Annotated in this window: 41 protein-coding genes, 1 tRNA gene, 1 pseudogene and 1 other annotated feature; of the genes and pseudogenes, 30 read left to right on the top strand and 13 right to left on the bottom strand. The window is 38.0% G+C overall.

The window, feature by feature from the left end; genetic code table 11:
• Positions 1 to 179 precede the first annotated feature (179 nt).
• From QM469_RS01510 to QM469_RS01490, 5 genes are all read left to right on the top strand, one after another.
• Positions 180 to 1,343 (top strand): AI-2E family transporter, encoded by a 1,164-nt coding sequence (locus QM469_RS01510; protein WP_301559315.1) that lies wholly within the window; start codon positions 180 to 182, stop codon positions 1,341 to 1,343.
• Positions 1,333 to 2,562 (top strand): tetratricopeptide repeat protein, encoded by a 1,230-nt coding sequence (locus QM469_RS01505; RefSeq protein WP_414275925.1) that lies wholly within the window; start codon positions 1,333 to 1,335, stop codon positions 2,560 to 2,562. The genes QM469_RS01510 and QM469_RS01505 overlap by 11 nt, the downstream gene beginning before the upstream one ends.
• A 182-nt stretch (positions 2,563 to 2,744) precedes the next feature.
• Positions 2,745 to 3,581: a DegV family protein gene (locus tag QM469_RS01500; RefSeq protein ID WP_414275924.1), complete on the top strand. Its 837-nt coding sequence runs from the start codon at positions 2,745 to 2,747 to the stop codon at positions 3,579 to 3,581.
• Between the two features lie 106 nt (positions 3,582 to 3,687).
• The gene (locus QM469_RS01495) at positions 3,688 to 3,963 is read left to right on the top strand and encodes an HU family DNA-binding protein (protein ID WP_001284633.1); all 276 of its coding nucleotides are present in this window, start codon (positions 3,688 to 3,690) and stop codon (positions 3,961 to 3,963) included.
• A gap of 341 nt (positions 3,964 to 4,304) precedes the next feature.
• Positions 4,305 to 4,625 (top strand): heavy metal-binding domain-containing protein, encoded by a 321-nt coding sequence (locus tag QM469_RS01490; RefSeq protein WP_075231232.1) that lies wholly within the window; start codon positions 4,305 to 4,307, stop codon positions 4,623 to 4,625.
• A gap of 44 nt (positions 4,626 to 4,669) precedes the next feature.
• Here the strand turns inward: QM469_RS01490 and QM469_RS01485 are convergent, their stop codons facing one another.
• Together QM469_RS01485 and QM469_RS01480 are read right to left on the bottom strand one after the other, a co-directional pair.
• Positions 4,670 to 4,912, bottom strand: a complete 243-nt coding sequence (locus QM469_RS01485) for a type B 50S ribosomal protein L31 (protein WP_000710764.1) — start codon at positions 4,910 to 4,912, stop codon at positions 4,670 to 4,672.
• Between the two features lie 48 nt (positions 4,913 to 4,960).
• Positions 4,961 to 5,944, bottom strand: coding sequence for a DHH family phosphoesterase (locus tag QM469_RS01480; protein ID WP_414275923.1), 984 nt, complete (start codon positions 5,942 to 5,944; stop codon positions 4,961 to 4,963).
• A 103-nt stretch (positions 5,945 to 6,047) separates the two neighbouring features.
• On the opposite strand from QM469_RS01480, the gene QM469_RS01475 reads away from it, so the two are divergent.
• The 7 genes from QM469_RS01475 to QM469_RS01445 all read left to right on the top strand — a co-directional run bounded on the left by QM469_RS01475 (position 6,048) and on the right by QM469_RS01445 (position 8,904).
• A complete protein-coding gene (locus QM469_RS01475; protein ID WP_001162134.1) occupies positions 6,048 to 6,491 on the top strand; it encodes a flavodoxin in 444 nt (147 codons plus the stop codon).
• A 116-nt stretch (positions 6,492 to 6,607) separates the two neighbouring features.
• The gene (locus QM469_RS01470) at positions 6,608 to 6,874 is read left to right on the top strand and encodes a chorismate mutase (protein ID WP_414275922.1); all 267 of its coding nucleotides are present in this window, start codon (positions 6,608 to 6,610) and stop codon (positions 6,872 to 6,874) included.
• Positions 6,871 to 7,245: a fluoride efflux transporter CrcB gene (crcB, locus tag QM469_RS01465; protein ID WP_414275921.1), complete on the top strand. Its 375-nt coding sequence runs from the start codon at positions 6,871 to 6,873 to the stop codon at positions 7,243 to 7,245. The genes QM469_RS01470 and crcB (QM469_RS01465) overlap by 4 nt, the downstream gene beginning before the upstream one ends.
• Entirely contained in the window at positions 7,239 to 7,568 is a 330-nt protein-coding gene (gene crcB, locus QM469_RS01460) for a fluoride efflux transporter CrcB (RefSeq protein ID WP_414275920.1), read from the top strand. The genes crcB (QM469_RS01465) and crcB (QM469_RS01460) overlap by 7 nt, the downstream gene beginning before the upstream one ends.
• Positions 7,569 to 7,686: 118 nt before the next feature.
• On the top strand, positions 7,687 to 8,034 hold the full coding sequence (rplS, locus tag QM469_RS01455; protein ID WP_001068669.1) for a 50S ribosomal protein L19: 348 nt from the start codon (positions 7,687 to 7,689) through the stop codon (positions 8,032 to 8,034).
• Positions 8,035 to 8,076: 42 nt separating this feature from the next.
• Positions 8,077 to 8,148, top strand: a tRNA-Arg gene (locus QM469_RS01450).
• A 153-nt stretch (positions 8,149 to 8,301) separates the two neighbouring features.
• A complete protein-coding gene (locus tag QM469_RS01445; RefSeq protein WP_414275919.1) occupies positions 8,302 to 8,904 on the top strand; it encodes an AbiV family abortive infection protein in 603 nt (200 codons plus the stop codon).
• Positions 8,905 to 8,947: 43 nt separating this feature from the next.
• Here the strand turns inward: QM469_RS01445 and yidA are convergent, their stop codons facing one another.
• Together yidA and QM469_RS01435 are read right to left on the bottom strand one after the other, a co-directional pair.
• Positions 8,948 to 9,754, bottom strand: coding sequence for a sugar-phosphatase (gene yidA, locus QM469_RS01440; RefSeq protein ID WP_414275918.1), 807 nt, complete (start codon positions 9,752 to 9,754; stop codon positions 8,948 to 8,950).
• 12 nt (positions 9,755 to 9,766) lie between these two features.
• Positions 9,767 to 11,071: an HD domain-containing protein gene (locus tag QM469_RS01435; RefSeq protein ID WP_414275917.1), complete on the bottom strand. Its 1,305-nt coding sequence runs from the start codon at positions 11,069 to 11,071 to the stop codon at positions 9,767 to 9,769.
• A gap of 71 nt (positions 11,072 to 11,142) precedes the next feature.
• Here QM469_RS01435 and QM469_RS01430 point away from each other — a divergent pair, with 71 nt between their 5' ends.
• On the top strand, positions 11,143 to 11,520 hold the full coding sequence (locus QM469_RS01430) for a DUF1934 domain-containing protein (protein ID WP_311523354.1): 378 nt from the start codon (positions 11,143 to 11,145) through the stop codon (positions 11,518 to 11,520).
• Positions 11,521 to 11,632: 112 nt separating this feature from the next.
• Here QM469_RS01430 and QM469_RS01425 read toward each other — a convergent pair whose 3' ends face one another.
• Positions 11,633 to 12,715: a DEAD/DEAH box helicase gene (locus QM469_RS01425; RefSeq protein WP_371559467.1), complete on the bottom strand. Its 1,083-nt coding sequence runs from the start codon at positions 12,713 to 12,715 to the stop codon at positions 11,633 to 11,635.
• Complete coding sequence (locus tag QM469_RS01420; RefSeq protein WP_311523351.1) at positions 12,712 to 13,689, bottom strand: Gfo/Idh/MocA family oxidoreductase; 978 nt, start codon at positions 13,687 to 13,689, stop codon at positions 12,712 to 12,714. Before QM469_RS01420 ends, QM469_RS01425 begins: the two co-directional genes overlap by 4 nt.
• A gap of 145 nt (positions 13,690 to 13,834) precedes the next feature.
• Between QM469_RS01420 and QM469_RS01415 the strand changes: the two genes are divergently transcribed.
• The 4 genes from QM469_RS01415 to rpmA all read left to right on the top strand — a co-directional run bounded on the left by QM469_RS01415 (position 13,835) and on the right by rpmA (position 15,691).
• Complete coding sequence (locus QM469_RS01415) at positions 13,835 to 14,521, top strand: YoaK family protein (RefSeq protein WP_311523350.1); 687 nt, start codon at positions 13,835 to 13,837, stop codon at positions 14,519 to 14,521.
• Positions 14,522 to 14,585: 64 nt separating this feature from the next.
• Positions 14,586 to 14,672, top strand: a sequence feature (ribosomal protein L21 leader region).
• Positions 14,673 to 14,706: 34 nt separating this feature from the next.
• Positions 14,707 to 15,021 carry a 50S ribosomal protein L21 gene (rplU, locus tag QM469_RS01410; RefSeq protein WP_000109141.1) on the top strand — a complete coding sequence of 105 codons (315 nt, stop codon included), beginning with the start codon at positions 14,707 to 14,709 and terminating at the stop codon, positions 15,019 to 15,021.
• Between the two features lie 15 nt (positions 15,022 to 15,036).
• A complete protein-coding gene (locus tag QM469_RS01405) occupies positions 15,037 to 15,381 on the top strand; it encodes a ribosomal-processing cysteine protease Prp (RefSeq protein WP_075229048.1) in 345 nt (114 codons plus the stop codon).
• A 16-nt stretch (positions 15,382 to 15,397) separates the two neighbouring features.
• Positions 15,398 to 15,691, top strand: a complete 294-nt coding sequence (gene rpmA, locus QM469_RS01400) for a 50S ribosomal protein L27 (RefSeq protein ID WP_075229047.1) — start codon at positions 15,398 to 15,400, stop codon at positions 15,689 to 15,691.
• 85 nt (positions 15,692 to 15,776) lie between these two features.
• Here rpmA and QM469_RS01395 read toward each other — a convergent pair whose 3' ends face one another.
• The 5 genes and pseudogenes from QM469_RS01395 to QM469_RS01375 all read right to left on the bottom strand — a co-directional run bounded on the left by QM469_RS01395 (position 15,777) and on the right by QM469_RS01375 (position 18,714).
• Positions 15,777 to 16,883 carry a tyrosine-type recombinase/integrase gene (locus tag QM469_RS01395; protein WP_414275916.1) on the bottom strand — a complete coding sequence of 369 codons (1,107 nt, stop codon included), beginning with the start codon at positions 16,881 to 16,883 and terminating at the stop codon, positions 15,777 to 15,779.
• Positions 16,884 to 17,000: 117 nt separating this feature from the next.
• Positions 17,001 to 17,540, bottom strand: a complete 540-nt coding sequence (locus QM469_RS01390) for a hypothetical protein (RefSeq protein ID WP_414275915.1) — start codon at positions 17,538 to 17,540, stop codon at positions 17,001 to 17,003.
• A gap of 15 nt (positions 17,541 to 17,555) precedes the next feature.
• Positions 17,556 to 17,680: pseudogene (locus QM469_RS01385) on the bottom strand (ImmA/IrrE family metallo-endopeptidase); the annotation flags it as partial.
• 7 nt (positions 17,681 to 17,687) lie between these two features.
• The gene (locus QM469_RS01380; RefSeq protein ID WP_075231074.1) at positions 17,688 to 17,894 is read right to left on the bottom strand and encodes a hypothetical protein; all 207 of its coding nucleotides are present in this window, start codon (positions 17,892 to 17,894) and stop codon (positions 17,688 to 17,690) included.
• Position 17,895: 1 nt separating this feature from the next.
• Positions 17,896 to 18,714: a helix-turn-helix domain-containing protein gene (locus tag QM469_RS01375; RefSeq protein ID WP_414275914.1), complete on the bottom strand. Its 819-nt coding sequence runs from the start codon at positions 18,712 to 18,714 to the stop codon at positions 17,896 to 17,898.
• A gap of 146 nt (positions 18,715 to 18,860) precedes the next feature.
• Here QM469_RS01375 and QM469_RS01370 point away from each other — a divergent pair, with 146 nt between their 5' ends.
• On the top strand, positions 18,861 to 19,136 hold the full coding sequence (locus QM469_RS01370; RefSeq protein WP_414275913.1) for a hypothetical protein: 276 nt from the start codon (positions 18,861 to 18,863) through the stop codon (positions 19,134 to 19,136).
• Between the two features lie 206 nt (positions 19,137 to 19,342).
• On the opposite strand, the gene QM469_RS01365 is transcribed toward QM469_RS01370, so the two are convergent.
• Positions 19,343 to 19,510, bottom strand: a complete 168-nt coding sequence (locus tag QM469_RS01365; RefSeq protein WP_414275912.1) for a YjzC family protein — start codon at positions 19,508 to 19,510, stop codon at positions 19,343 to 19,345.
• Between the two features lie 143 nt (positions 19,511 to 19,653).
• Between QM469_RS01365 and QM469_RS01360 the strand changes: the two genes are divergently transcribed.
• Genes QM469_RS01360 through QM469_RS01340 form a run of 5 tightly spaced genes read left to right on the top strand, consistent with a single transcriptional unit; the run spans position 19,654 to position 21,285 of the window.
• Entirely contained in the window at positions 19,654 to 19,839 is a 186-nt protein-coding gene (locus tag QM469_RS01360) for a helix-turn-helix domain-containing protein (protein WP_414275911.1), read from the top strand.
• A gap of 12 nt (positions 19,840 to 19,851) precedes the next feature.
• On the top strand, positions 19,852 to 20,040 hold the full coding sequence (locus tag QM469_RS01355; RefSeq protein ID WP_075230977.1) for a helix-turn-helix transcriptional regulator: 189 nt from the start codon (positions 19,852 to 19,854) through the stop codon (positions 20,038 to 20,040).
• A gap of 45 nt (positions 20,041 to 20,085) precedes the next feature.
• The gene (locus QM469_RS01350; RefSeq protein ID WP_414275910.1) at positions 20,086 to 20,349 is read left to right on the top strand and encodes a hypothetical protein; all 264 of its coding nucleotides are present in this window, start codon (positions 20,086 to 20,088) and stop codon (positions 20,347 to 20,349) included.
• Positions 20,350 to 20,395: 46 nt separating this feature from the next.
• Complete coding sequence (locus QM469_RS01345; protein WP_247939119.1) at positions 20,396 to 21,109, top strand: ORF6C domain-containing protein; 714 nt, start codon at positions 20,396 to 20,398, stop codon at positions 21,107 to 21,109.
• 11 nt (positions 21,110 to 21,120) lie between these two features.
• A complete protein-coding gene (locus QM469_RS01340) occupies positions 21,121 to 21,285 on the top strand; it encodes a hypothetical protein (RefSeq protein WP_414275909.1) in 165 nt (54 codons plus the stop codon).
• Here the strand turns inward: QM469_RS01340 and QM469_RS01335 are convergent.
• The gene (locus tag QM469_RS01335; protein WP_414275908.1) at positions 21,264 to 21,473 is read right to left on the bottom strand and encodes a hypothetical protein; all 210 of its coding nucleotides are present in this window, start codon (positions 21,471 to 21,473) and stop codon (positions 21,264 to 21,266) included. The genes QM469_RS01340 and QM469_RS01335 overlap by 22 nt on opposite strands.
• A 114-nt stretch (positions 21,474 to 21,587) precedes the next feature.
• On the opposite strand from QM469_RS01335, the gene QM469_RS01330 reads away from it, so the two are divergent.
• The 7 genes from QM469_RS01330 (at position 21,588) to QM469_RS01300 (ending at position 24,488) form a co-directional block, all read left to right on the top strand.
• Positions 21,588 to 21,731 carry a hypothetical protein gene (locus tag QM469_RS01330; RefSeq protein WP_414275906.1) on the top strand — a complete coding sequence of 48 codons (144 nt, stop codon included), beginning with the start codon at positions 21,588 to 21,590 and terminating at the stop codon, positions 21,729 to 21,731.
• Positions 21,732 to 21,806: 75 nt separating this feature from the next.
• Positions 21,807 to 22,073 carry a helix-turn-helix domain-containing protein gene (locus QM469_RS01325; protein ID WP_414275905.1) on the top strand — a complete coding sequence of 89 codons (267 nt, stop codon included), beginning with the start codon at positions 21,807 to 21,809 and terminating at the stop codon, positions 22,071 to 22,073.
• Positions 22,074 to 22,091: 18 nt separating this feature from the next.
• Positions 22,092 to 22,520 carry a hypothetical protein gene (locus QM469_RS01320; RefSeq protein WP_414275904.1) on the top strand — a complete coding sequence of 143 codons (429 nt, stop codon included), beginning with the start codon at positions 22,092 to 22,094 and terminating at the stop codon, positions 22,518 to 22,520.
• Between the two features lie 18 nt (positions 22,521 to 22,538).
• Positions 22,539 to 23,333: a phage replisome organizer N-terminal domain-containing protein gene (locus QM469_RS01315; protein ID WP_414275903.1), complete on the top strand. Its 795-nt coding sequence runs from the start codon at positions 22,539 to 22,541 to the stop codon at positions 23,331 to 23,333.
• Positions 23,321 to 23,479: a hypothetical protein gene (locus tag QM469_RS01310; protein WP_414275902.1), complete on the top strand. Its 159-nt coding sequence runs from the start codon at positions 23,321 to 23,323 to the stop codon at positions 23,477 to 23,479. The genes QM469_RS01315 and QM469_RS01310 overlap by 13 nt, the downstream gene beginning before the upstream one ends.
• A complete protein-coding gene (locus QM469_RS01305; RefSeq protein ID WP_414275901.1) occupies positions 23,473 to 24,243 on the top strand; it encodes an ATP-binding protein in 771 nt (256 codons plus the stop codon). Before QM469_RS01310 ends, QM469_RS01305 begins: the two co-directional genes overlap by 7 nt.
• Positions 24,244 to 24,257: 14 nt before the next feature.
• Entirely contained in the window at positions 24,258 to 24,488 is a 231-nt protein-coding gene (locus QM469_RS01300; RefSeq protein WP_414275900.1) for a hypothetical protein, read from the top strand.

Genomic DNA, 24,488 nt, shown 5'->3' with positions numbered 1-24,488 from the left:
TATATCATAAATTAGGAGACCTGAAGAAAATAGTGAAAAAAGTATGAAACATCTAAGTATAAAATTAGTAAAATGCAAGGTCTCTTTGTTAAAGTTATCAATCGTCACTTCAACACTTTAAAAACAGTTTATTCCCTATAAAAATGGTATAATGAAAGGACAAAGGAAAGGAAGTAGATATGGAACAAAAAGAGAAACATTTTAATTTATCTTGGTTTTTTAAATGGTTTTTAGATAATAAGGCTGTTACTGTATTTTTGGTAGCCTTGTTATTAGGTCTGAATATTTTTATTTTAAGTAAGATTAGTTTTTTATTTATCCCTGTCGTTGATTTTTTATCAGTGGTCATGTTGCCTGTTATTTTATCAGGATTGCTTTTTTATCTCTTAAATCCACTGGTGGATTTGATGGAGAAGTATAAGATAAATCGTGTCTTAGCCATTAGTATTATCTTTGTCATTATCGCCATACTCTTGATTATTGGTCTGGCCGTTGCGATTCCAAATCTTCAACGTCAAGTAGTTATTTTTGCGCAAAATGTACCAAATTATCTCGAAGATGCTGACAGAGTTATTGATGATCTTGTAACTAAGCGGTTACCAGATGACTTTAGACCTCAACTAGAACAGGTTCTGGCTCAATTCTCAACACAAGCAACTGCTTGGGCAAGTAATATTTCATCAAAAGCTGTGAACTGGGTAAGTGCTCTTATTAGTGGAACGTCACAAGTCATTGTTGCTTTGATTATCATGCCCTTTATGCTCTTTTATCTCCTTAGAGATGGAAAAGGTTTGAGAGATCATATCACTCAATTCTTACCAAATAAATTGAGAGAACCAGTAGGTAAGGTTCTAACGGATGTGAACCAACAACTTTCTAACTATGTGAGAGGACAAATTACTGTTGCTGTTATCGTAGCGATTATGTTTATCATCTTCTTTAAGATTATTGGTTTGAGATATGCGGTGACTCTTGGTATTACTGCTGGGGTTTTAAATCTTATCCCTTATCTTGGAAGTTTCCTTGCCATGCTACCAGCTCTGGTCTTAGGTTTAATTGCTGGACCAGTTATGCTCTTGAAAGTTATTATCGTTTTTATCGTAGAGCAGACAATTGAAGGTCGTTTTGTATCTCCATTGATTCTAGGTAGTCAATTAAACATCCATCCAATCACTATTCTATTTGTTTTGTTGACGTCTGGTTCTATGTTTGGTGTTTGGGGAGTCCTACTAGGAATTCCTGTTTATGCTTCAGCAAAAGTTGTTATTTCAGCTATTTTTGAATGGTATAAAAAAGTTAGTGGTTTGTATGAGTTAGAAGAGGAGGTTGAAGGTGAGCAATAGTCAAGAAATGCTTGAAGCTCTGGATCAGCAAGATTTAACAAAAGCTGATCACTATTTTCAAAAAGCCTTGGAAGAAGACCCTGATGATCTTCTTCTGGAACTGGCTTATTATCTAGAAGGTATTGGTTTTTATCCACAAGCTCGTCAAATCTATGAAAAACTAGCTCCAATATTTTCAGAAGTAAATCTCAATCTAGCTAGTATCGCAAGCGAAGACGGACAAATTGAAGAAGCGTTTGCCTATCTAGAAGAAATTCAACCCAATAGCGATTCTTATGTATCTGCGCTTGTTTTAAAGGCTGATTTCTATCAAATGGAAGGATTGACAGATGTAGCTCGTGAGAAGCTCTTAGAAGCTCTTAATTACTCTGATGATCCTCTATTGATTTTTGGGCTAGCAGAGTTAGATAGTGAACTTGGAAATGATTTAGAAGCGATTAAGGGCTATGCTCAACTGGATAATCGTGAAATATATGAGCAGACAGGGATTTCGACCTATCAACGAATTGGAACTGCCTATGCTCGACTTGGAAAGTTTGAATCAGCCATAGAGTTTTTAGAAAAATCTTTAGAGTTAGAGTATGAAGATCAGACTGCATTTGAATTAGCAAGTCTTTACTTTGATCAAGAGGAATATCAAAAGGCAGTTTTATATTTTAAACAGCTGGATACTATTTCTCCAGATTTTGAAGGGTATGAATATGGTTATAGTCAGGCTCTACATAAGGAACACCAGACTGAGCAAGCCTTACTGATTGCTCAACAAGGTTTGGAAAAAAATCCATTCGAGACACGTTTACTACTCCTTGCTTCACAATTATCTTACGAATTGCATCAACCTGAGCAGGCGGAAGCTTATCTGCTTCAAGCCCAAGAAGATGCGGAAGACCAAGAAGAAATCCTCTTGCGACTAGCAACCATGTATCAGGAGCAAGAACGGTATGAGGATATTCTAGCCTTAGAAGTATATGAACCAGAAAATCTCTTGACTAAGTGGATGATTGCACGGAGTTACCAAGAAACTGAAGATTTGGATGCTGCCTATGAATCTTATCAAGCATTGGTTCCAGAACTCAAGGAAAATCCTGAGTTTTTAGAGCAATACATTCATCTATTACGCGAACTTGGAAGGTTTGAAGAAGCAAAAGAACAGATTCAACACTATCTCAAGTTGGTTCCTGATGATATACAGATGCAGGAATTGTATGAACGTTTATGATAAATGAACAGTAGTCGTCTTAGTAGGCGACTATTTTGATAAAATGAAAGATTTAAAAAACTATAAATTCCATCATAAAAATGAATAGATACAGTATGAATTTTTAGCTTTTTTTTGATATAATTGTTATAGTTAAATTGAAAAAACTCACTCAAAAAGTGAAACATAGAAAGATTTGAATTATGACACAAGTAAAAATCGTAACAGATTCTTCTGTTACCATTGAACCAGAAGTGGTCAAAGAATTAAATATTACGGTCGTTCCGCTCTCTGTAATGATTGATAGTGTTCTTTATTCGGATGCTGATCTTGAAGAAGGAGAATTTCTTCGCTTGATGAAAGAGAGTAAAAATCTGCCTAAAACAAGTCAACCTCCTGTTGGACTCTTTGCTGAAATCTTTGATGAGTTGAGTAAAGATGGTAGTCAAATTTTAGCCATTCATATGTCTCATGCCTTATCAGGAACTGTCGAAGCAGCTCGTCAGGGTGCAAGTTTGTCAACGGCTAATGTGACCGTATTGGATAGTTCCTTTACAGATCAAGCCCTAAAATTTCAAGTGGTTGAAGCAGCTAAGTTAGCTCAAGAAGGACAAGACATTGAGACAATTGTGGCTCATGTTGAAGAAGTAAAGAAGAATACAGAGCTCTATATTGGTGTTTCTACCTTGGAAAACCTTGTTAAAGGTGGCCGTATTGGCCGAGTGACAGGTCTTTTAAGCTCTCTATTAAATATCCGAGTAGTCATGCAGATGAAGGATGACGAATTACAACCAATCGTGAAAGGACGTGGAGCAAAAACCTTTAAGAAATGGTTGGATGAACTAGTTGTAAAACTGTCAGAGCGTTCTGTTGCAGAAATTGGTATTTCCTATTCTGGAACTCGGGACTGGGCAGAAGAGATGAAAGAAATCCTACAACCATTCGTTGAAAAACCAATCTCTGTACTTGAAACAGGTTCTATTATTCAGACCCATACAGGTGAAAATGCTTGGGCTATTTTGGTCAGATACGAGTCCTAAAAAAATAAAGAAAATAGCAAGAAATAGCGTTTTTGACTTGACCTACAAGAGAATTTAGGATATGATTGTAATTGTTAATTAGAAAATATTTGGAGGAATTATTAACATGGCAAACAAACAAGATTTGATCGCTAAAGTAGCAGAAGCTACAGAATTGACAAAGAAAGACTCAGCAGCAGCAGTTGATGCTGTATTTGCAGCAGTAGCTGATTACCTTGCAGCTGGTGAAAAAGTTCAATTGATTGGTTTTGGTAATTTCGAAGTTCGTGAGCGTGCAGCACGTAAAGGTCGCAACCCACAAACTGGTAAAGAAATCACTATCGCAGCTTCAAAAGTTCCAGCATTCAAAGCTGGTAAAGCTCTTAAAGACGCTGTTAAATAATGAATTTAGAAAAAGCCTATTGTATCAAGCTTTCTAGCTTGGTCGATAGGCTTTTTTGTAGTTTTGGGGCAAAAAGGGGGCAGGAGAGAACAGTATTTTCTATACCAGTCATAGATTTTAAGCTCTACTATTGGTAAGAATAGTGAGGCTGAGAAGCCTATCTCAAGTTAGGCTTGCAAAGAAAAGATTTAGGCCATCATCCATACAATTGGCACTAAATGGATAGCAAATAAGGATGGTGAGAAGAGTTTCCTTTCAAGTATTGAGCCCCTTATAGTATTTCTTGACAGAGTTAGTGAAAGGGTTTACAATTATATAAAAGAAGTCAGGAGGAAGTGAAGATGATTATTTCAACTACGGGAATTGAAGGCAAGAAAATCCTAGCCTACAAAGGAATCGTCTTTGGTGAAGTGGTTGCTGGTGTTAATATGTTCAAAGATATGGCTGCTGGCTTCCGTAATGTTTTTGGAGGACGAGCTAGTAGTTATGAAGGCGAGTTGACTCAAGCAAGAGAAGAAGCTCTAGCGGAAATGATGGAGCGTGCAAGTGAACGTGGAGCAAATGCTATTATAGGTATAAAAATGGACTATGAAACTTTAGGTGCTGAAAATGGTATGCTAATGGTCACTTGTAGTGGAACAGCAGTTGTGATTGACTCATAATTTGAAGAAACAAAAAAGAACAGTCGGAACTGTTCTTTTTATGATTATTTGAGACCGTATTTTTTGTTGAAACGATCCACGCGTCCATCTGCTTGAGTGAACTTTTGACGTCCAGTGTAGAATGGGTGTGAGTCTGATGAAATTTCCACACGGATCAATGGGTAAGTTTCGCCTTCGAACTCAACAGTTTCGTTAGAGCGTTTTGTTGAACCGCTAAGGAATTGGTAACCAGTAGTTGTGTCCATGAAGACAACTGGGCGATATTCTGGATGGATATCTTTTTTCATTTTGCAATATTTCCTTTCTGCCATGGTCTCTTTGCGAGCCATAGATTGTTACCATACTAGTCTATCAGATTCTGATAAGTTTGGCAAGCTTTTTATCTCTTTTTTCAGTAAGTTTTTTAATTCTTGATAGATAACTTCATTTTCCTCTAGGCTATAGGAGTTAGCACCACTTGCAAGTGGGTGACCTCCACCATCATGTTCTTTTGCAACACCATTGATTGGAAAGAATTTACTGCGAAGTCGAACGCGATAGTGGCCATCTGCTTGTTCCACAAATATTCCCCAAAGATTAACTGTATCGATACGGCCTGGAGCTCCAACAATGGCTGCTGTTTCAGAATCTGTTACTTGATATGTTTTTAGAATTTCTTGAGTCAGTAAGACACGTGCGACACCATTTTCATCAACTTCTAGGTGATCATAGACATAACCTTGAAGTTTAGCAATTTTAAAGCTCATAGTGTCCATTTTACGTGTTAATTCAGCATAGTCAAAGTTATGTTCTCTAAGTTGACTTGCTATACGAAGAGTACGTGCAGAAGTTGATGGATAAAGGAAACGGCCTGTGTCGCCAATAATTCCAGCACAGAGCATTTTAGCAGCGTAGTCAGACAATTCTAGGTTAGTTGCTTCAGCAAAGAGAGCAATCATCTCACTAGCACTGCTAGAGTTGGTATCTACCCAAACAAGATCTCCATAGACTTCGTCATTTGGATGGTGATCAATTTTAATAATGGTTTCAGCATTAGTATAACGTTTATCATCGATACGAGCGGTATTTGCTGTATCACAGATGATAGCAAGCGAACCTTGATAATCCTTGTCTTCTACCTGATCCATCTTTGTAAGCCATGTTAGGGTTGGCTCATCATAACCAACTACCTTGATTTTTTTTTCTGGGAAATGGTGTTCCAGAAGTGCTTTGAGTCCAACCTGACTTCCTAAGGCATCAGGATCCGGTTTCATGTGACGGTGAATGATGATGGTATCGTATGCTTTAATTTTTTCTAAAATTTGATGGCAAATTTCCATAAGTGACCTCAATTCTTTCTTATTTCATTGTAGCACAAGAGTTTTTATTTTTAAAATGAAAAAGATGTGATATAATGGAGAAAGATAAATTGAGGAGGACGATATGGCATTAGCAAAAATTGTATTTGCCAGTATGACCGGTAATACCGAAGAAATTGCAGATATTGTAGCAGATAAATTGCGTGAGTTGGGCTTAGAGGTGGATGTTGATGAGTGTACAACTGTTGACGCATCTGACTTTCTTGAAGCAGATATCGCGATCGTTGCAACCTACACTTACGGTGATGGAGAGTTACCAGATGAGATGATGGACTTCTACGAAGACCTAGCAGATCTTAACTTGAGTGGCAAAATCTACGGTGTGGTAGGATCAGGCGATACTTTCTATGATGAGTTCTGTAAAGCTGTTGATGACTTTGATCGTGTATTTGTGGCAACAGGAGCTGAAAAGGGATCAGAGTGTGTCAAAGTGGATCTCTCTGCAGAAGAAGAAGATATCGAACGCTTGGAACAATTTGCAGAAGAATTGGCTGCTAAAGTAGGATAAGCATGAAGTTGCACTGATGAAAGTTGTCAGTGCAGTTTTTGTTAGATAACCCTAAGAATGTACTGGCCCATTTAGAAGCTTTTTGATACAATCATTCAAATAATGAAGGAGACTCTATGGATTTAGATATTATTAGACAAGAAATCGATCAAATTGATGACCAAATTGTAAAACTCTTAGAAGAAAGAATGCATCTAGTTGAGGGTGTAGTGGCTTATAAAAAAGCTTCAGGAAAAGCTATTCTAGATACTAAAAGAGAAGAAGTTATCTTTGAAAAAGTCAGAAATCACGTCAGCAATAAAAAATACGAAGAGACAATTGTCGCGACTTTTTCAGACATTCTCAAACGTTCGCGCGATTATCAGGATAAAAACATCAAATGAAAAAAGAACAATTTTACCCACTAGGAATCTTTCTAGCTGCCATGTTGGGAGGACTTGTCCGATATCAGATTTCGAGATGGTTGCCAGCCAGTCCAGATTTTCCATGGGGGACTCTCTTTGCTAACTATCTAGGAATTTTCTGCTTAGTCTATCTTGTAAAAGGTTATTTGGTTTATAAGGGAAGCAGTAAAGGTGTCATTTTAGCGCTTGGAACTGGCTTCTGTGGAGGATTAACGACTTTTTCAAGCCTCATGTTAGATGGCGTAAAATTGCTGGATAGAGGTTCTTACCTAAGTCTAGTAATCTATCTAGTTCTGAGCATTGGTGGAGGACTTTTATTGGCTTATTGTTTAGGGAGGAAGAAATGGTAGTATTATATCTAGCGCTTGCTTGTGGACTAGGTGCTCTCGTGCGTTATTTCTTTTCACGTTATAATCAGGGTTCAGTACTGCCTCTAGGAACTCTCATAGCCAATATTCTGGGCTGTTTTCTGATTGGCTTATTTTATAATCATGTGGAGTCGAAAGAAATTTACTCTGTACTTGCTACAGGTTTTTGTGGTGGTTTGACCACGTTTTCAACCTTGAATGATGAACTCCAAAAACTCTTAGCTGATAAGAAGGTCTTTTACAGATATTTTCTCTTGACCTACTTAGGTGGTTTGCTTGCTATTTTTTTAGGAATTTTACTGTAAATTTCTTTACTTTTTTTAAGAAATTTGGTAAACTGTATCTTGTGTGTAATGGACGCACAAAAATACAGTTTATCCGCTGAGGAAGCTTCCTCAAGATTGACAAAGATAGGAGAATAAAATGAATCCATTAATCCAAAGCTTGACAGAAGGTCAACTTCGTACTGATATCCCATCATTCCGTCCTGGTGACACTGTTCGTGTACACGCGAAAGTTGTCGAAGGTAACCGTGAACGTATCCAGATTTTTGAAGGTGTTGTTATTGCACGTAAAGGTGCTGGCATCTCAGAAAACTACACAGTTCGTAAAATCTCTAACGGTGTAGGTGTTGAACGTATCTTCCCAATCCACACTCCACGTGTTGAAAAGATCGAAGTTGTTCGTTACGGTAAAGTACGTCGTGCGAAATTGTACTACTTGCGTGCTCTTCAAGGTAAGGCAGCTCGTATCAAAGAAATCCGTCGTTAATTCGACCAAAAAACTCTGCTCATTCGGCAGAGTTTTTCTCTAGCTCCCTTAGTTCAATGGATATAACAACTCCCTCCTAAGGAGTAGTTGCTGGTTCGATTCCGGCAGGGGGCATATAAACTATTGATTCTACTTAGTATTTGAGGTGTTTTGCTCCAAATTCGCCCCTAAATTACAAGAATTATATAAAGTGTTGACATAGGTTTGATAAGCAACCCCTAGAATTACTTTGACAAATTATCATGAATTATAAAATTTGGAGTACTAATGGTCGATAAAGATTTTGCTTTTGATAAGATAGAATCTATCTTAAACGGAACTAGCAATTTTTATATTTCTTCAAAAGAAGAATTGAATAAATGCTTAGATCATGTTGTTCAGTTGATTTCGGATTCATATGTTTTATATATAAATAATTCATATACCTCCTCCTCTTTTTTAGCTATTAGTGTGCTAGAAGAGGTTGGAAAAATTCAAATGGGAATATTTATTAAAGGTTCAGATTCCTATGTGAGAAAAGATAAATTAAGAGATCATAAGTCTAAACAAATTGTTGGAGCGAGCTACACTATTTGTATGGGCGAAAGGATTAAAAATGCAATTTCTAATGAAAATTTGGAAAAAATTTTTCAATTTATTTATTCTGGAGAATTGAAAGATTTAAGAGAAAAAGTAATTTATTGTGATAGAAAAAATAACAGTATTGTGACACCAAAAGATTTAATTACTCAAGAACTTGCAAGAAATCTACTTTTATTTGCGATAGAATCATTTGATGATAATCTGGTGGGATGGACAAATTACTCAATCGAGTTATCAAAGAAGACTGATTTGTTTTTTGAAATTATTGCTAATTCTAAAATGAAATAGACAAAAACCGCTCGGCTGAGCGGTTTTCATCTATTCTTTCTTTTTACAGTACCCACGTACGAATAGCATGAGCAACGCCAGATTCATCATTTGATTTAGTGATGTATTTGGCGATTTTTTTGAGTTCTGGATTTCCATTTTCCATGACAACTGGGTTACCTACGACTTCAAGCATAGCACGGTCATTTTCTTCGTCTCCGATAGCCATGGTTTCATCTTTGGTCAATCCTAGTTTCTCAGCCAAGTGAGTAATAGCTGAACCCTTGTCTACATTCTTTTTAAGGAGCTCAAGGTAGAAAGGAGCAGATTTGTTGATGGAGTAGCGCTCATAAAATTCTGCAGGAATCTTTTCAATAGCGGCATCCAGAATTTCAGGCTCATCGATGAACATACACTTGACGATTTCCTTATCAGCCATTTCTTCAGGTGTACGGTAGAAGATGGGCATGCTGACGAGGGTTGATTCGTGAACGGTATATTTTCCGATATTGCGATTAGCAGTATAGATGCCGTCCTTGGTAATAGCGTGCATATGGACGCCAAGTTTGCGGCTAAGGAATTCCATATCTAGATAATCCTCATAAGTCAAGGATTCACTGATAATCTCATGTCCTGTAGCAGTTTCTTGAACAAGGGCACCGTTGAAGGTCACTACATAGTCACCTTCATCTCTTAATTTCAAGTCATCTAGAAGTTTGGAAACTCCTGCGATAGGACGTCCAGTCGCAATCATAACTTTGACGCCAGCTTTTTTGGCATCTTGTATGGCAGAAAAGACTTCAGGAGTGATTTCCTTCTTACTGTTGACAAGGGTTCCGTCGATATCGACAGCGATTAGTTTAATACTCATAAATTTCCTCTTTTAGCTTTTATTTGGTGTAAAATGATCGTTCTCAATTAAGTGTAAAAATTGCTGGGTGATGCTTGCAAAGATGCTGTTTTGATCCAACATTTCTTTTGGGAAATAGAAACGATTATCTCCGTGGCGACTACCAGCAAGGGATTGAACGATAGGCGAAAGGCTAGAAAGTTCTGCTAGTTCACCATTTTTCTGTAAAATCTCAATCTGTGTCCGTGGGTTTTCAGATTCAGGACGATAGATATCATAAGGAAGGTCAAAGTTCTTATGAATAGCTGTGTAATAGTCAGGATCAAAGCCGATATCTTCTACCAGTTTTCTCATAGATACAAGCTGTTCTTGATCTTCTTGTGAAAAGGTGATGGATTTAAAGACCTTGCGATTGACAAAGCGTTGTGACAGGTCAGCTAAAATCTTGTCAGAACTGGTCATCCATAGTTGAAAATAGGTATTCATAACTCCGTCATCCAAAGATAGATAGTCAGCCAAGGTCACATTCTTTTCGAAAAATGGCAGTAGATGCGGGGATGTCAGTGTAAAGAAGTCCTTATTATCTGGATAAAGTTCTTTAGCACGTTTCAAAAGATTCTGCAGAAGGACTTCCATAGCACGTGTTGCAGGATGGAAATAAACCTGCATATACATTTGATAGCGACTTAGAACATAGTCTTCGATGGCATGCATGCCATTTCGTTGAAAGGCAATTCCGTTTTCGATAGGGCGAATAACTCGTAAGATACGTGTTAGGTCAAATTCCCCATAAGAAGCCCCTGTAAAATAGGAGTCACGTAAGAGATAGTCCATACGATCTGCATCGATTTGACTCGAAATCAGTTGGACCACCTGCTTATTTGGATAAGTATGGTCTATAACACTAGCTACCTTTTTGGGGAAATCTGGAGCTACCTGTAAAAGAACCTGGTGAATCTCTGTTTCGGGGCTTTGGATAATTTCCTGCGTAATCGCCTCATGATCGGTATCAAAGAGATTTTCAAAGGTATGCGAGTAGGCGCCATGTCCTAAGTCATGAAGGAGGGCTGCAGTCATGGTTAGGAGGGACTCCGAAGGATCCCATTCTTTAGGATACTTTTCCTCAAAAATCTCGGTGATGCGACGTGCAATCTCGTAAACACCCAGACAGTGAGAGAAACGACTATGTTCTCCACCATGAAAGGTATAACTAGATGTGCCGAGCTGCTTGATACGACGAAGCCGTTGAAATTCTTTGGTATTGATTAAGTCATAGATAATCTGATTATCAACATGGATATAATTGTGAACAGGGTCACGAAATACTTTTTCATTCATAAAACCATTATAGCAAAAAGCCACAGTTTTTGGTAAAATAGTAGGATAAGAGTGAAGAAAGAGGACTTGAAGTGAAGATTCGAATGAGAAATACCATCCAATTTGATGAACAATTGGAAGTGATCGACCAACTTTATGACGTTGAGTTACGTGAGAAAGGTGATTTTTCCTATCTCCTTTTTTACAATGAGGAGAAGGAAAAAGTGGTACTCAAGTTTAATGATACAGAGTTGGTGATGTCTCGATTTTCCAACCCTAAGACCATCATGCGTTTTCTGAAGGAAGCTGATAGTTTAGCCTATATTCCTACACCGATGGGGATACAGGAGTTTATCATCCAAACAAGCCATTATCAAGTTGAAGAACAAAAGATTGAACTAGCCTATCAACTACAAAACAAAGAAGGAACTCCATTTGCGAACTACCGCTTAGAAATTACCTGGGGGTAAAAAGTGGAGGAGAAATCGGAAGTCAAAGATTCGATTTCGAAGTTCCAAATCAACTAGCAGGTCAAAGTTTTTTTGCTAATAAAAAATGAGGTTGGGATTTTTGTCCCAGCCTCTATTTGATATACAGTTCTTGATTTTTCAAGACAATTTCACGTACACTTGCAAATTTCTTCAGCTTTTTGATGTCTTCTGGATGCGTTACAAGTGTGATTACATAGCCCTCTTTGCCCATACGTCCAGTACGGCCAGCGCGGTGAGTGTAAGTTTCCATATCTCTAGGAACGTCAAAGTTAACCACGCATTCCAAGCTATCAATGTCGATACCACGAGCTAGAAGGTCTGTTGCAAGAAGCAGTGTTAGTTGCTTGTCTTTGAATTTTTCGAGAATAACTTTTCTGAACTTAACGTTGACATCGCTAGCTAGAGAAACAGCTAGGACATCACGATATTGCAATTTTTCCTCAGCGCTTCCGAGGTCTGACAAACTATTAAAGAATACCAGTCCACGGAAGTCATCGACATGTGCTAGTTTACGAAGCATATCTACTCTGTGTCGTTGGTCTACTTGCATGTAGAAGTGTTGGATGTTGTCTAGCTTTTGATCTGAAAGGTCAATGGTGCGCGTGTTGGGCGCAATCTTATCTTGGTCAAACTTGGTAGTGGCACTCATATAGATGAGTTGGTGGTCACGAGGTGCGTAGTGAGTGATTTTCTCAACAAAGTGAATTTGAGAATCATCTAGCAACTGATCGAACTCATCAAGAATGATCGTTTCCACATTCATCATCTTGATTTTCTTCAATTTAATCAGTTCAAAGATACGCCCAGGAGTTCCAATCAGAATTTCTGGGCCTTTTTTCAGTCGTTCGATTTGACGTTTCTGACTCGAACCAGAAAGGAAGAGCTGAGCAGTCAAGCCAATAGCTTCACCCCAGGTTTTAGTTACCTCAAAAATCTGACCAGCCAGTTCAGTATTTGGCGCTAAAATCAATAGTTGCTGCGCTTTTTTCTTTTGGAGACGAAGAAGACTTGGTAGGAGATAAGCTAAAGTCTTACCTGTACCAGTTGGACTAACTCCAAGAAGGGTTTGACCGTCTAAAATCGGATCAAAAAGCTGAGTTTGAATAGGGGTGAATTCTTGGAAACCGAGTTGGTCAAGGAGTTCTAGCCATTCAGTTGGTAGTTTGGTTTTCATTTTTCTGCCTCAAATCTAATGCCAGCAGTCTGGCGCATGGTGTAGAGTAGCTTATGGACGTGTGTTGCATCATCCAACCAAGCTTGGTAAAGTTCTAGGTTTGGCTGTTTGATCATGTTAGCAAAAGCAGCGACCTCCTCAGTCATGGTATGAGGTGCCTGCTGAATAGATAGATGTGTTTCATTACCTTGATGATCTGTAAAAATAGCTGATCGAACATGCTCAATAGTGTTGAGCGTCAAGGTTCCATCTGTTGTATATATTTCACAAGGCAGATTAGAAGTAATATTTTTACCAGCCTTGATATGGACTTGATAACCGGGATAAGATAAGATACCATCTCCGTTTAGATCAATAGTGTTGTCAAGTTGTTGAGCTTGATAGGTTGCATCGAGTGCTTTTCCAAATAAGCGAACCGCAGCATAGATCGGATAAATTCCCAAGTCCATGAGAGCCCCACCAGCAAAATGGTCTGAAAATACATTTGGCGTGTTTCCAGAAAGAAGGTCTGGCATCTTAGAAGAATACTTGGCAAAGTTAAGGTCTGCACCTAAAACTTGCTTGTCTGCTAAAAAGTTTTTAATAACGGTGAAGGCTTCCTCATGATAGTTTCTTGCTGCTTCAAAGATAAAACATTGATTTTCTTGAGCTATTTCAACTAAATCCTGCCATTCTTGTGGTTGAGTCACCGCTGGTTTTTCAAGGATAACATGTTTGCCAGCAGATAAAGCGGCCTTGGCTTGAGTAAAGTGCAGAGAATTGGGACTTGCGATATAGACAATATCAAAATCAGACTGGAAGAAATCCTCTAAATTATCAAATAGACTAACATTTGTATAGGAACTAGCAAATTGCTGGGCAGTCGTGAGCTTTCTTGAATAAACAGCCACTAACTGGAATTCCTGACTAGTATGAGCAGCTTCTATAAAGTGGTGACTGATTGCACCAGTACCGATAATACCAAGTTTTAGCATGAAATCTCCTTTTCTACAAGTAATGACTGCTTTCATTATATCACAGATAGGCTAAACTAGCCAAAGGGAGACAAATCTTTTATTTGACACTTCGAATTTTCCTCAAAAAATGGTACAATAGATTCAGAAAAAATAGGAGTGTAGTATGAGATTATTACCTATGAGAAAAATTTCTCGTCATTCAAAAAGATTGGCGCTTTTTTTGACTTTTTGTGCGGGTTATGTAGATGCCTATACCTTTATCATACGTGGGAATACTCTAGTTGCAGGTCAAACAGGGAATGTCGTTTTCCTTTCCGTCGGTCTCATTCAGGACAATGTTTCAGATGCCAGCGCCAAGGTAATGACCTTGATTTCCTTCATGGTGGGTGTCTTCCTTTTGACAGTCTATAAAGAAAAGTTGAGGATTGTAAGAAAACCAATTCTATCCCTTATTCCACTAGCAATTTTATCTTTGATAATAGGATTTGTTCCCTTGACGGTTGATAATATATACATAGTACCACCGTTAGCATTTTGTATGGGACTTGTAACAACAGCATTCGGAGAAGTTTCAGGAATTGCATACAATAATGCTTTTATGACGGGAAATATTAAACGAACTATGTTGGCTTTCGGGGACTATGTTCGAACCAAACATACTCCCTTTTTGCGAGAAGGTCTAATCTTTGTTAGTTTGCTATCGAGTTTTGTTCTTGGAGTTGTTGTCTCAGCTTATCTAAGTATTTTTTATGAAGAAAAAACAATTTTAGGAATTCCAATCATGATGAGTATTTTTTATCTAAGTATGCTTTTTGCTAATTGGAGGAAAAAAGTCGGAGAAAAAGCTTAATTTTGATGATAAATGCTTGTCAAAAAATAGGAATCATGCTATACTTGTAGAGTTGACTATGCACAGTCCTGTGCAACCGCACGAACATCGTTGCTTGATTTTCAAGTGTAAGTGGTTCGTCCCACGATGCTAGGCGAGTCTTCACAAAAATACGGGGAAACCCAAAAAATCATAGGAGGTGCATAATGAGCACATACGCAATTATCAAAACTGGCGGAAAACAAGTTAAAGTTGAAGTTGGTCAAGCAGTTTACGTTGAAAAATTGAACGTTGAAGCTGGTCAAGAAGTTACTTTTAACGAAGTTGTTCTTGTTGGTGGTGAAAACACTGTTGTCGGAACTCCACTTGTTGCTGGAGCTACTGTAGTTGGAACTGTTGAAAAACAAGGAAAACAAAAGAAAGTTGTTACTTACAAGTACAAACCTAAAAAAGGTAGCCACCGTAAACAAGGTCACCGTCAACCATATACTAAAGTTGTCATCAACGCAATCAACGCTTAATTTTAAGGAGAACACATGATACAAGCAGTCTTTGAGAGAGCCGAAGATGGCGAGCTGAGGAGTGCGGAGATTACTGGACACGCCAAAATTGGCGAAAACGGCTTTGACGTCGTGTGTGCATCGGTTTCTACGCTTGCCACTAACTTTGTCAATTCTATTGAGAAATTTGCAGGCTATGAACCAATCTTACAATTAAACGAAGATGAAGATGGTTATCTAATGGTGGAAATTCCTAAAGATATCCCTTCACATCAGAGAGAAATGACTCAGTTATTCTTTGAATCATTTTTCTTAGGAATGGCAAACTTATCGGAGGACTCTTCTGAGTTCGTCCAAACCAGAGTTATCACAGAAAACTAACACGGAGGAAAACATTATGTTAAAAATGACTCTTACTAACATGCAACTTTTCGCCCACAAAAAAGGTGGAGGTTCTACATCAAACGGACGTGATTCACAAGCGAAACGTCTTGGAGCTAAAGCAGCTGACGGACAAACTGTAACAGGTGGATCTATCCTTTACCGTCAACGTGGTACACACATCTATCCAGGTGTAAACGTTGGACGTGGTGGAGACGATACTTTGTTCGCTAAAGTTGAGGGCGTAGTACGCTTTGAACGTAAAGGTCGCGATAAAAAACAAGTTTCTGTTTACCCAATCGCAAAATAATCGCTCTAAGTAGCATTAAATGAGGCTTTCCGAGTTTTCGGAGAGCCTGTTTTTTTGTTTTGATACCCACGCTGATACCCATATTTTAAAAACCAATGTAAGAAGCGAATTTGTCAGCTACTTCATCCTTTGCTTTTTGAGTGACGTGAGCATAGATGTCCATAGTGGTTTGGATATTCTCATGACCGAGTCTTTCCTGGACTTCCTTGATAGTAGCACCAGCTTCGAAGAGTAGTGAGCAGTGTGTATGCCTAAACCCATGAGGTGTGATTCGTTTGAAATCAGGATGCTTCCTCCAGATTCTGTTCAACATATTGTTGACATGGACAACACTCTTAGGATCTCCATTCTCATTTTTAAAAAGAAGTCCTTTCGTACTATATTTGTGCCAATCTTTTAAAACCTTGATTGTTTTCGAATCCAGAGTAATTGTCCGGGCACTCTTTTTTGTCTTTGGAGTCTGAAAGATAAGTTTATTATCTTCACCCTTGGCCAAGGTTTGATTGACAGTAATCTGTCCTTTTTTTAAATCGATATCAGACCATCTTAGAGCGCTGATTTCATTTTTTCGCATTCCGGTAAAAGCTAGTAATCTAAAATACGTCAGCATTTCAGCATCGTCGAAGCCTTTAACGATTTTGAAAAATTCCTTAAGTTCTTCTTTGTTGTAGAACTTTTCAAGTTCATCTGTATTATTTTTTTGTCGTTTAGGCTTCAGTGTCTTTCTCATTGGATTCGTTTCAATCAACTCCATCGAAATAGCGTAGTCAAAGATTTGATTTGCGATGCTGATGATTCCAAAAAATCTTTTGTATTCGTCTGCCCACTTATTAACTTGAGTTTGACACATAGTCATAGTAATCTTGTTTATAGCTTTATCTCCAAAAATCGGCAAGATATGACGGTCGGCAATGCTAGTCTGGCTTACGTAGGTTGACTCTTTAACAGTGTTTTTATAATGGTCCTTCCAAATCTCATAGACTTGTAGGAAGGTAGTTGTAGTGGTGTTCTTTGCTCTGAATGTCTTTTTTTCATAGTCAGTCAGGCACTTTGCTTCAGCAAGTCTTGCCTCACGTTCTGTTTTAAAGCCACGACGGAAGGTTTGAATCTTCTTGTTAGTCAACGGATCTAATCCGTGATAAGCCTTAAAATAGTAAGCAGTGACTCCGTTTTTTTGGTATTTTCCAATCATTGATTTTTACCTCATTTCCTGATAAAATGGGTATAGTAAAAAGGGCTTTTTAATGCCTTTTACTATCCAGAATTTCCTCACACTCAAAGATGGCGGTCGGAGAGTGTGGGGATTTTTTTATTCTACGATGATTTCGCCAACAGGAATAATATCTTTCTGTTTTGAAGATTTAGCGATTAGGTCGTATTGGTCAGCAGATTTTTCGTAACCGAGGGAAAGAGTAGCATTCTCGTCGGGTAGCTTTTTAGCAAATTCAGAAATAGACATACGAAGCAAAGTGATTGCATTTTTCTGATCAGTAGTAGCGGAATTTGATTGGACTGCACCTAGAGCTTCTTTGGCCTTATCTTTAGCCGTTCCAGTTATCAAAATTATGATAGTATCATGTGGTTCAGATGAGTCTGAATTGACTACATTATTTTGAATTTTTACGCTTATTGCTCCAGTTGATTCAGGATCTAATTTTGATTTGATTTCAGAGATTAACTCATCATATTTGCTGTTATCTACTTTGGCTTTTGTATCTGTTGAAGTAGTGTTTTTTTGCTCCGTTTTAGGTTGCTCAGTATTATCTTTTGAAGTTGACTGATTATTAGAACATGCTACTAAAACAGTAGCAGAAAGTAAGATAGTTGTTGTAGTTAGTAGTTTTTTCATGGATATTCTCCTTTTTTAATTTACTAATGCTAAGTATTCCTCTTGAACCATGATTTCATTTGTCACAGTTTTTAGATTGTAGTATTTAAGTAATCAAACTCTGTAGGAACGTCAAGTCTCTTCAGAGCGTCTTTATAGAGTCTTTTGTTATTCGGATTTTTTTGATAAGTGTTGTTGAATAATTAAGGCTACGTTGGCTTTTTCTTCCTCGGTCATAGGAGGTTCGTTTGGATCGTCTACCGAAAACTCGATAGCATGCCACTTATCATTGACTCTAATCCACTCTCTTCGTCTATGACATTGACAATCTAGGTTGTGTTTAATCACTTCCATGGGTCTGCTTTCACTACTCATATTATCCCTCCCTATACAAATCCACGACTTCACCGATAATTCGGAAGTCTGTCTCTGGTGTGATTGGCATATCCTTGTACGCTGGGTTTAGACTATGTAGGTATGCCTGTTCTTTGTCAATGACAAGCTGCTTGATATAAGCATCGCCGTTATAGTTAAATACTCCGATAACACCGTCATTCAAGTCCACGCTGGTCTGAATGAATACCAGGTCACCATCGTGATAGTCTGGCTCCATGGAGTCCCCTTTGATTGGGATGACAAAATCGGCATCGATATCTACTGGCAACTCAATCCGCTCCACTCGTACATCGTTCAAATACTGGCCTGTACCTGCAGAAGCTGGGTGGTCGTAGTAGTCGTAACTGTAGAGCTGAATGACTTCTGATACTTCGTTTATCTTCGTTTCTTCTTCGTTTTTTTGACTCTCCAGAAGCTCCTCAGACGTCCGTAGCACGATTTTTTTATTTGGGGTAGTTAATTGTACCACCTTGTCCGTAATCTGCTGTGTGAGCAAATCTGAAGCGTTCGGGAGAGAGATGGAGGGTGCTATGGATTTTAGTCGAGCAGGAGTAGAATTGATTTGAATTTCCTGATCATCATCAAGCATATTAATTAAAGATTCTACAGAAATTTGCATGCCTTTTGCAATTTTTTCTATTGTCTCATAAGATGGAATAATAGGCTTTTTTGACTTCGGATGTTCATTCTTTTCAAGCATGGAAATGTATCCCTTTGTTAAATCGGATAATTCGCAAAAAGCATCCATCGATAACTTATGCTCTGTTCTATACGATTTTAGTAATTCTCCTAACTTCATAAAAAACTCCTTCCTATATATTGTTTAATCTATTATACATCTTTAAATAAAAAAAGTAAATTTTTTTGTTTAACACACTTGACATTTTATGTTTAACGTGTTAAACTATAATCAAGCTTAAGGAAATAACAAATAGGAGAAAAACAATGACTAAAGAATTGACAACACAAGAACAAATCGCACTAGCAAAAGAAATCTTACAAGTTAAGAACCGTAGAGAACGCTCATTGAAACTTGGAGAAATACTTGACCGTGAAAAATTATCGTCAGATGATATGTACGCATTGTACAACACACTACTAACAGCCATCAGAGTTTACGGCGATGTCATCGGATTTGACGACAAAGACTTTCAGGAAATGGCTCTTACAATCTTAGTTCTTGAAAAGGTTGAAGAAGCTAAACAAGCTAGGGTAGCGTAGAGGGGTGCGATTCCTCTCCTAGTTATTGCTCATAGAGCGAAAAAGAGAGAAAGGAGAAGAAGAAAATAAAATGCTTCATCATTATATTACAAAGTATAAAGAAAATGGGCGATACTATGCAGAAGCATGGTTTCAAATTGATGTTTTCGGAAAAAGTTTTTACTTATCAAAAAAACGCATCTGTTTAGATGCGTAGAGTGATTAGATTATTGTTTAACCCAGTTTCGTCCGGGTTCTTGAGTAGGTGGTAATCTATCACCTTGGTCGATATGGATTACACGACCGCCAGAAACTTGTCCGCCACGAGGGCCCACTTCTTGGTAAGTCCCTGCTGGTTGATTGTCAGTTCCTGGTTTGATTAAGTTTTTACTCATATCATTCTCCTTTCTGTTGAAATTTTGACTAAAACGGGAGAGGTCTTAGTCAAGAATGATTATAACATAGATAGCAGAAAAACACAACATATTGTAATTAAATATATTTGTTTAACAACATATAGTGTTTTTGGAGGTGTAACATGTGGGAACAATTAAACAGAATTATGCAGGAAAGAAATTTGAACGGCAATCAATTATCAAAGATGGCTGGAGTTAATAGAAGTTTCTTTTCTGACTTGAAAAGCGGAAAGGTAAAATACCTTTCTTGGCCTAATATGTGCAAAATTGCTGATGCACTGGAAGTCAGCTTAGATGAATTTAGATAAGGAGGTAGGAACGTGCAAGGAGAACGTTTAAAAAAATGGCGTGAGACAGAGAAAATGTCTCAAGAGGAACTCGCAGAGAAGTCAAATGTTTCTCGAACAACAATACATCTGATTGAATCAGGTCAGTCGTCAACAGTAAAAATTAGAACACTTCAAAAATTAGCAGTAGTTTTTAATAAGCAAGTAAAAGATTTTTTTTAAAACAAATGTTTAACAAATTAAACAAATTAAAGAAAGGAAAGAGGGATGATGAGAGACCTATCAAAAAATTTACTACCAATTCAAAATTTAGAAATTAAGATAGATAGCGACTCTAGCATGCCACGAGTTATTTTGAACGGGATTGATTTTCAAGCAGAAGATATTGGTCTTCAAGGTATCAAGATAATTTGGGAAACAAAGAAAGATGAAGTGCCAGAGACACTTATTCAGGTTGATTATATAAATAACCGTGAAGCGCCTCATATAGTATCCGTCAAACAGTCGTTTAAAAATACTTTACTTAAATAATTTTGGCGAGTTTTATTTACATTATACCAATTTAGAAAGGAATACTATGAACGAAATTTTTAATTTTCACGGGCAGGAAGTCCGTACTTTGACAATTGATGACGAGCCTTGGTTCGTTGGGAAAGATGTTGCAGATATTTTGGGGTATGCTAAACCTCTGGATGCAATTTCTCGGCACGTTGATGAAGATGACTCCGTGAAATACGGACTCACCGACAATTTAGGTCGAACACAAAATACTATCATTATCAACGAATCTGGTCTCTACTCTCTTATCTTATCCAGCAAGTTACCACAAGCGAAAGAGTTTAAGCGCTGGGTGACATCAGAGGTTTTGCCAGCTATTCGAAAACAAGGCGGATTTATCCGAGAGGACTTGGATGAGGATGCCTTTATTGCTCTGTTTACTGGTCAGAAGAAGTTGCGTGAACAGCAGGCGACCATGTTGGAAGATATTGACTATCTCAAGAGTGAGCAACCGATTCATCCGAGCTATGCTCAATCGCTCCTGAAGAAGCGCAAGGCTCGTGTCGTGGCTTGCCTTGGCGGTATTGATAGTCCAGCTTATGCTGATAAAATCTTCGCTCAATCTGTCTTCAGGCAAGCAGAGATTGATTTCAAAGATCATTTCAATATCAGTCGCTATGACTTGCTACCAAAGAAATTTGCAGAAGCAGCCCTCGCTTATTGGATGACTTGGGAGCCGAGCACCAATACAAAAATGAAAATCATGGAGCTGAACGCATTTAGTCAAGCATAGGGAGGGAAGAAATGAAACCAAACCGATATCCGTATAGTGGGAAAAGAAAAAACCTTGAAAGACAAGCTATAAACAGCATTGACATCAAGGCAGGAAATATTAAATTAGATGGTTCAAGTATCACCTTCAGTAGCAGTAAGATTACTATTAAAGGTCAGTCCATTACTGGTGTATAAGTTCCGTCTGGTTCAAGACGAAGCGGTTTATTACTATCTACGTCAATTGTCCCATCTGGAAACATTTCGCAGTTTACTGTTAGACCGTTTGGGTAGAGCAATTCAACATACACATGTCCGGGACCTTTTTCGTGAACAACCTTTGTTACCTGATCTTCAGGGATCCCAGTATTAATAATCAATTCCATAGTATTCTCCTTTCTGTTGAAATTTTGACTAAAACAGTGAGAGGTCCTAGTCAAGGTTATTATAGCAAATTAGGAGGGAATTTCATCAGTCTTGAGACTGATATAGGAGGTTGAATGGAAGATAAAGTCATTGAACTTGCTGATTACTTCATCAGCGAATCTACAACGTACAGAGAGGCAAAAATAGCGTGTGAGAAGCTATTAAAACAAGTCAGCCATGAGATTGAACTCAGGGCGATGGAAAGTAATATTGTATAAACAAAAAAAGCACCTAACAATGTCAGGCGCTTAGAAAAATTAACTAATCAAATTATAACACATAAGGAGGCTGCTGTGAATATTCTTAGCGAAGAATTTGAAAATAGTATCCGTTCAGTTGTAAGAAATCAATTTAAAGAATCATTCGAAGAATTGTTAGAGCATGAGACAACAGAAAAACGATGGCTCTCTATCGAAAGCGCGGCTAATTATGCCGACTGTAGTGCTAACACTATCAGAAAATGGTTAAGAATGGGTTTGAATCTATATAAGATAGACGGAACTAAAAGAATTGACAGAAATGAATTGGATAACTTTGTGCAGTCGCACTTAGTGATTTAGAAGGAGAAGGAAGAAAAAATGACAGAACCAACTTTATCAAGCCAATTGATTGGCTTAGTGGCAATCTTTATCGGGTTCTTTATCTTGATGCTACTGACTGCTAAAAATGAAGAAGAAGCTGAACAAAAAACAGTGATCATCATTGAAGAAGCTGAAGATTTCAGAGAGGTTGCAAGAAGAAACTTGAAAAACTGTGATAGGGGATTCACCTATGATTCCCAACCACCTGTCGGACTTCCTTCAACGATTGAGGACGTACCTCATAGTTTTAGAGAATGCATCGAAGATTATGACAGACTGGCTAGCGACTACCAGGAAGAAGCAAGTAACAATGATCTTCTACGAAAACAAAATGCGAATCTTTTAGAAGAAAATGGGCGCTTGCTGTACAAAGAAATGACCGTTGATTTTCGGAGAAATCAACGAAAATGGGGAGCTAGGGCATGATGCTTCCAAGGAGGAAATATGTCAGAAATTAAATGGATTAAGATTACGACGGACATTTTTGACGATGAAAAAATACGTCTTATTGATGCACTACCAGACCATGATGCCATTTTAGTTATATGGTTTAAAATCCTAGCTCTCGCTGGCAAACATAATCGCAACGGGCTTTTGATGATGTCAGATAAGGTTCATTACACTGATGAAATGCTTGCTACAATTTTTCAAAGGCCTCTAAACACTGTCAGAATGGCCCTGGGAGTCTTTGAGCAATTTGGGATGATTGAGATTATTGACGGTGTCATTACTTTGCCAAATTGGGAAAAACATCAAAATATTGATGGCATGGAAAGAATCAAGGAACAAACACGGAATCGTGTGGCAAGACACCGAGAGAAACAGAAAAATCTTGCTCTCGGTAACGTTACATGTAACGTTACAGTAACGGACGGTAACGCACTAGAAGAAGATAAGAATAAGATAAGAAAAGATAAAGATAAGGATGAGAATACTACTACTACTACTAGTAGTAACGAAAATATCCTTGAATTATTCCAATCTGAGTTCCGTAGATTACTATCAGGTTTTGAAATCGAAGAAATCAACCATCTGCTAAATGAAAATGATGCTGAGTTAGTGAAGGAAGCATTGAAGACAGCAATCAATTTAGGCAAGCCTAACATCAAGTACATTGGTGGAATTTTAAGGAATTGGCAACTGAATCAAGTGACGACAGTTGAACAAGTTCGACAATCAGAAAAGCAACATAAGGAGAAAAAATCAGGTAAGGAGATGTCAGACGAATGGGGATTTTAGAACTTATCAAGCAATTTGAAGAGGAATTTTATCCTATCAGCGAGGAAAAGAAATCTTTGCTTATAAAACAACCTCTTTCTACCGTTACTGCTTGCTTGTCAGATATGGCTAGCTGGAAAGCTTGTGGGGGCAAGGTATCATGGTAACTGATGCACTCGAGGAGATGGCCTTATCTTATAATAGGAATACTGAACAACAGGCTGAAATTTGCGAAAAGCATGGGATTCCCTTAATCAAAATCCTCCGGACAAATGACGTCCTTTGTCGCTTATGTGAATCGGAACGGATCCATGCAGAGAATCAAATAAAGGTCAATGAGTTGGCTGACGCTGAGCATGAACGAGAGCGGAAGTTCTATCTTGAGAGATTCTCTCTCTATGATGATGTCCTGAAAAATGCTACTCTTGATAACTTTGACACGCCGACTGAAAAAGAGGCTGAAAAATTGAAGTTTGCCAAAAAAATTTGTAGAGAGTGGGCAGGTGGAGCGAGAAACAATGTTGTTTTTCAAGGCGAAGCTGGAACGGGTAAAAGCCATCTTGCTTTTGCCATTATGAAAGCTTTATCAGAAGCTACAAAAGAAATTGCTATCTTTATCAATGTCACTGACTTACTGATGAAAATTAAGACGGACTTTAGTCAGGAAGAGTTCCTGGTCAATAAAATCGCTAGTGCAAGGTTCTTGGTTTTGGATGATCTTGGTATGGAAAAGGACAGCGAGTGGTCATTCAGTATTCTTTATAACATCTTGAATAAAAGAGCCAACACAATCGTAACAACCAACCTGACTGCTGAAAAAATCCAGAAGCGATACGGTCGGCCGTTTATGAGTCGGTTGATGAAGGGTGTAGACAATGATCATCTGATGGTATTTAATGACTTGAAAAATAAAAGGAAAGATTATTTTTAGAGAGGTGGGATACCTTGTTATTAAATCTCTATTTTGTCTACAATGGGCACTGCAGGTTTTTTCTTGGAAGTTTTAACAATGTGGATGAACTTATCGAACGGATGAAAGACCATCAATGGGCTTTCTCAGGTATTACCAGACCAAGATTCAAAAAACACATCGGAAAAGATGATGTACGTTTTGATTATGGTGCTGTAGATTGCTATTACTTAGCGACAAAATCAACGTGCCGCGAACCACGTTAA

The organism is Streptococcus infantis, from assembly GCF_047464215.1.
Lineage (GTDB): Bacteria > Bacillota > Bacilli > Lactobacillales > Streptococcaceae > Streptococcus > Streptococcus infantis_P.
This window is presented reverse-complemented; position numbering and strand designations above follow the sequence as displayed.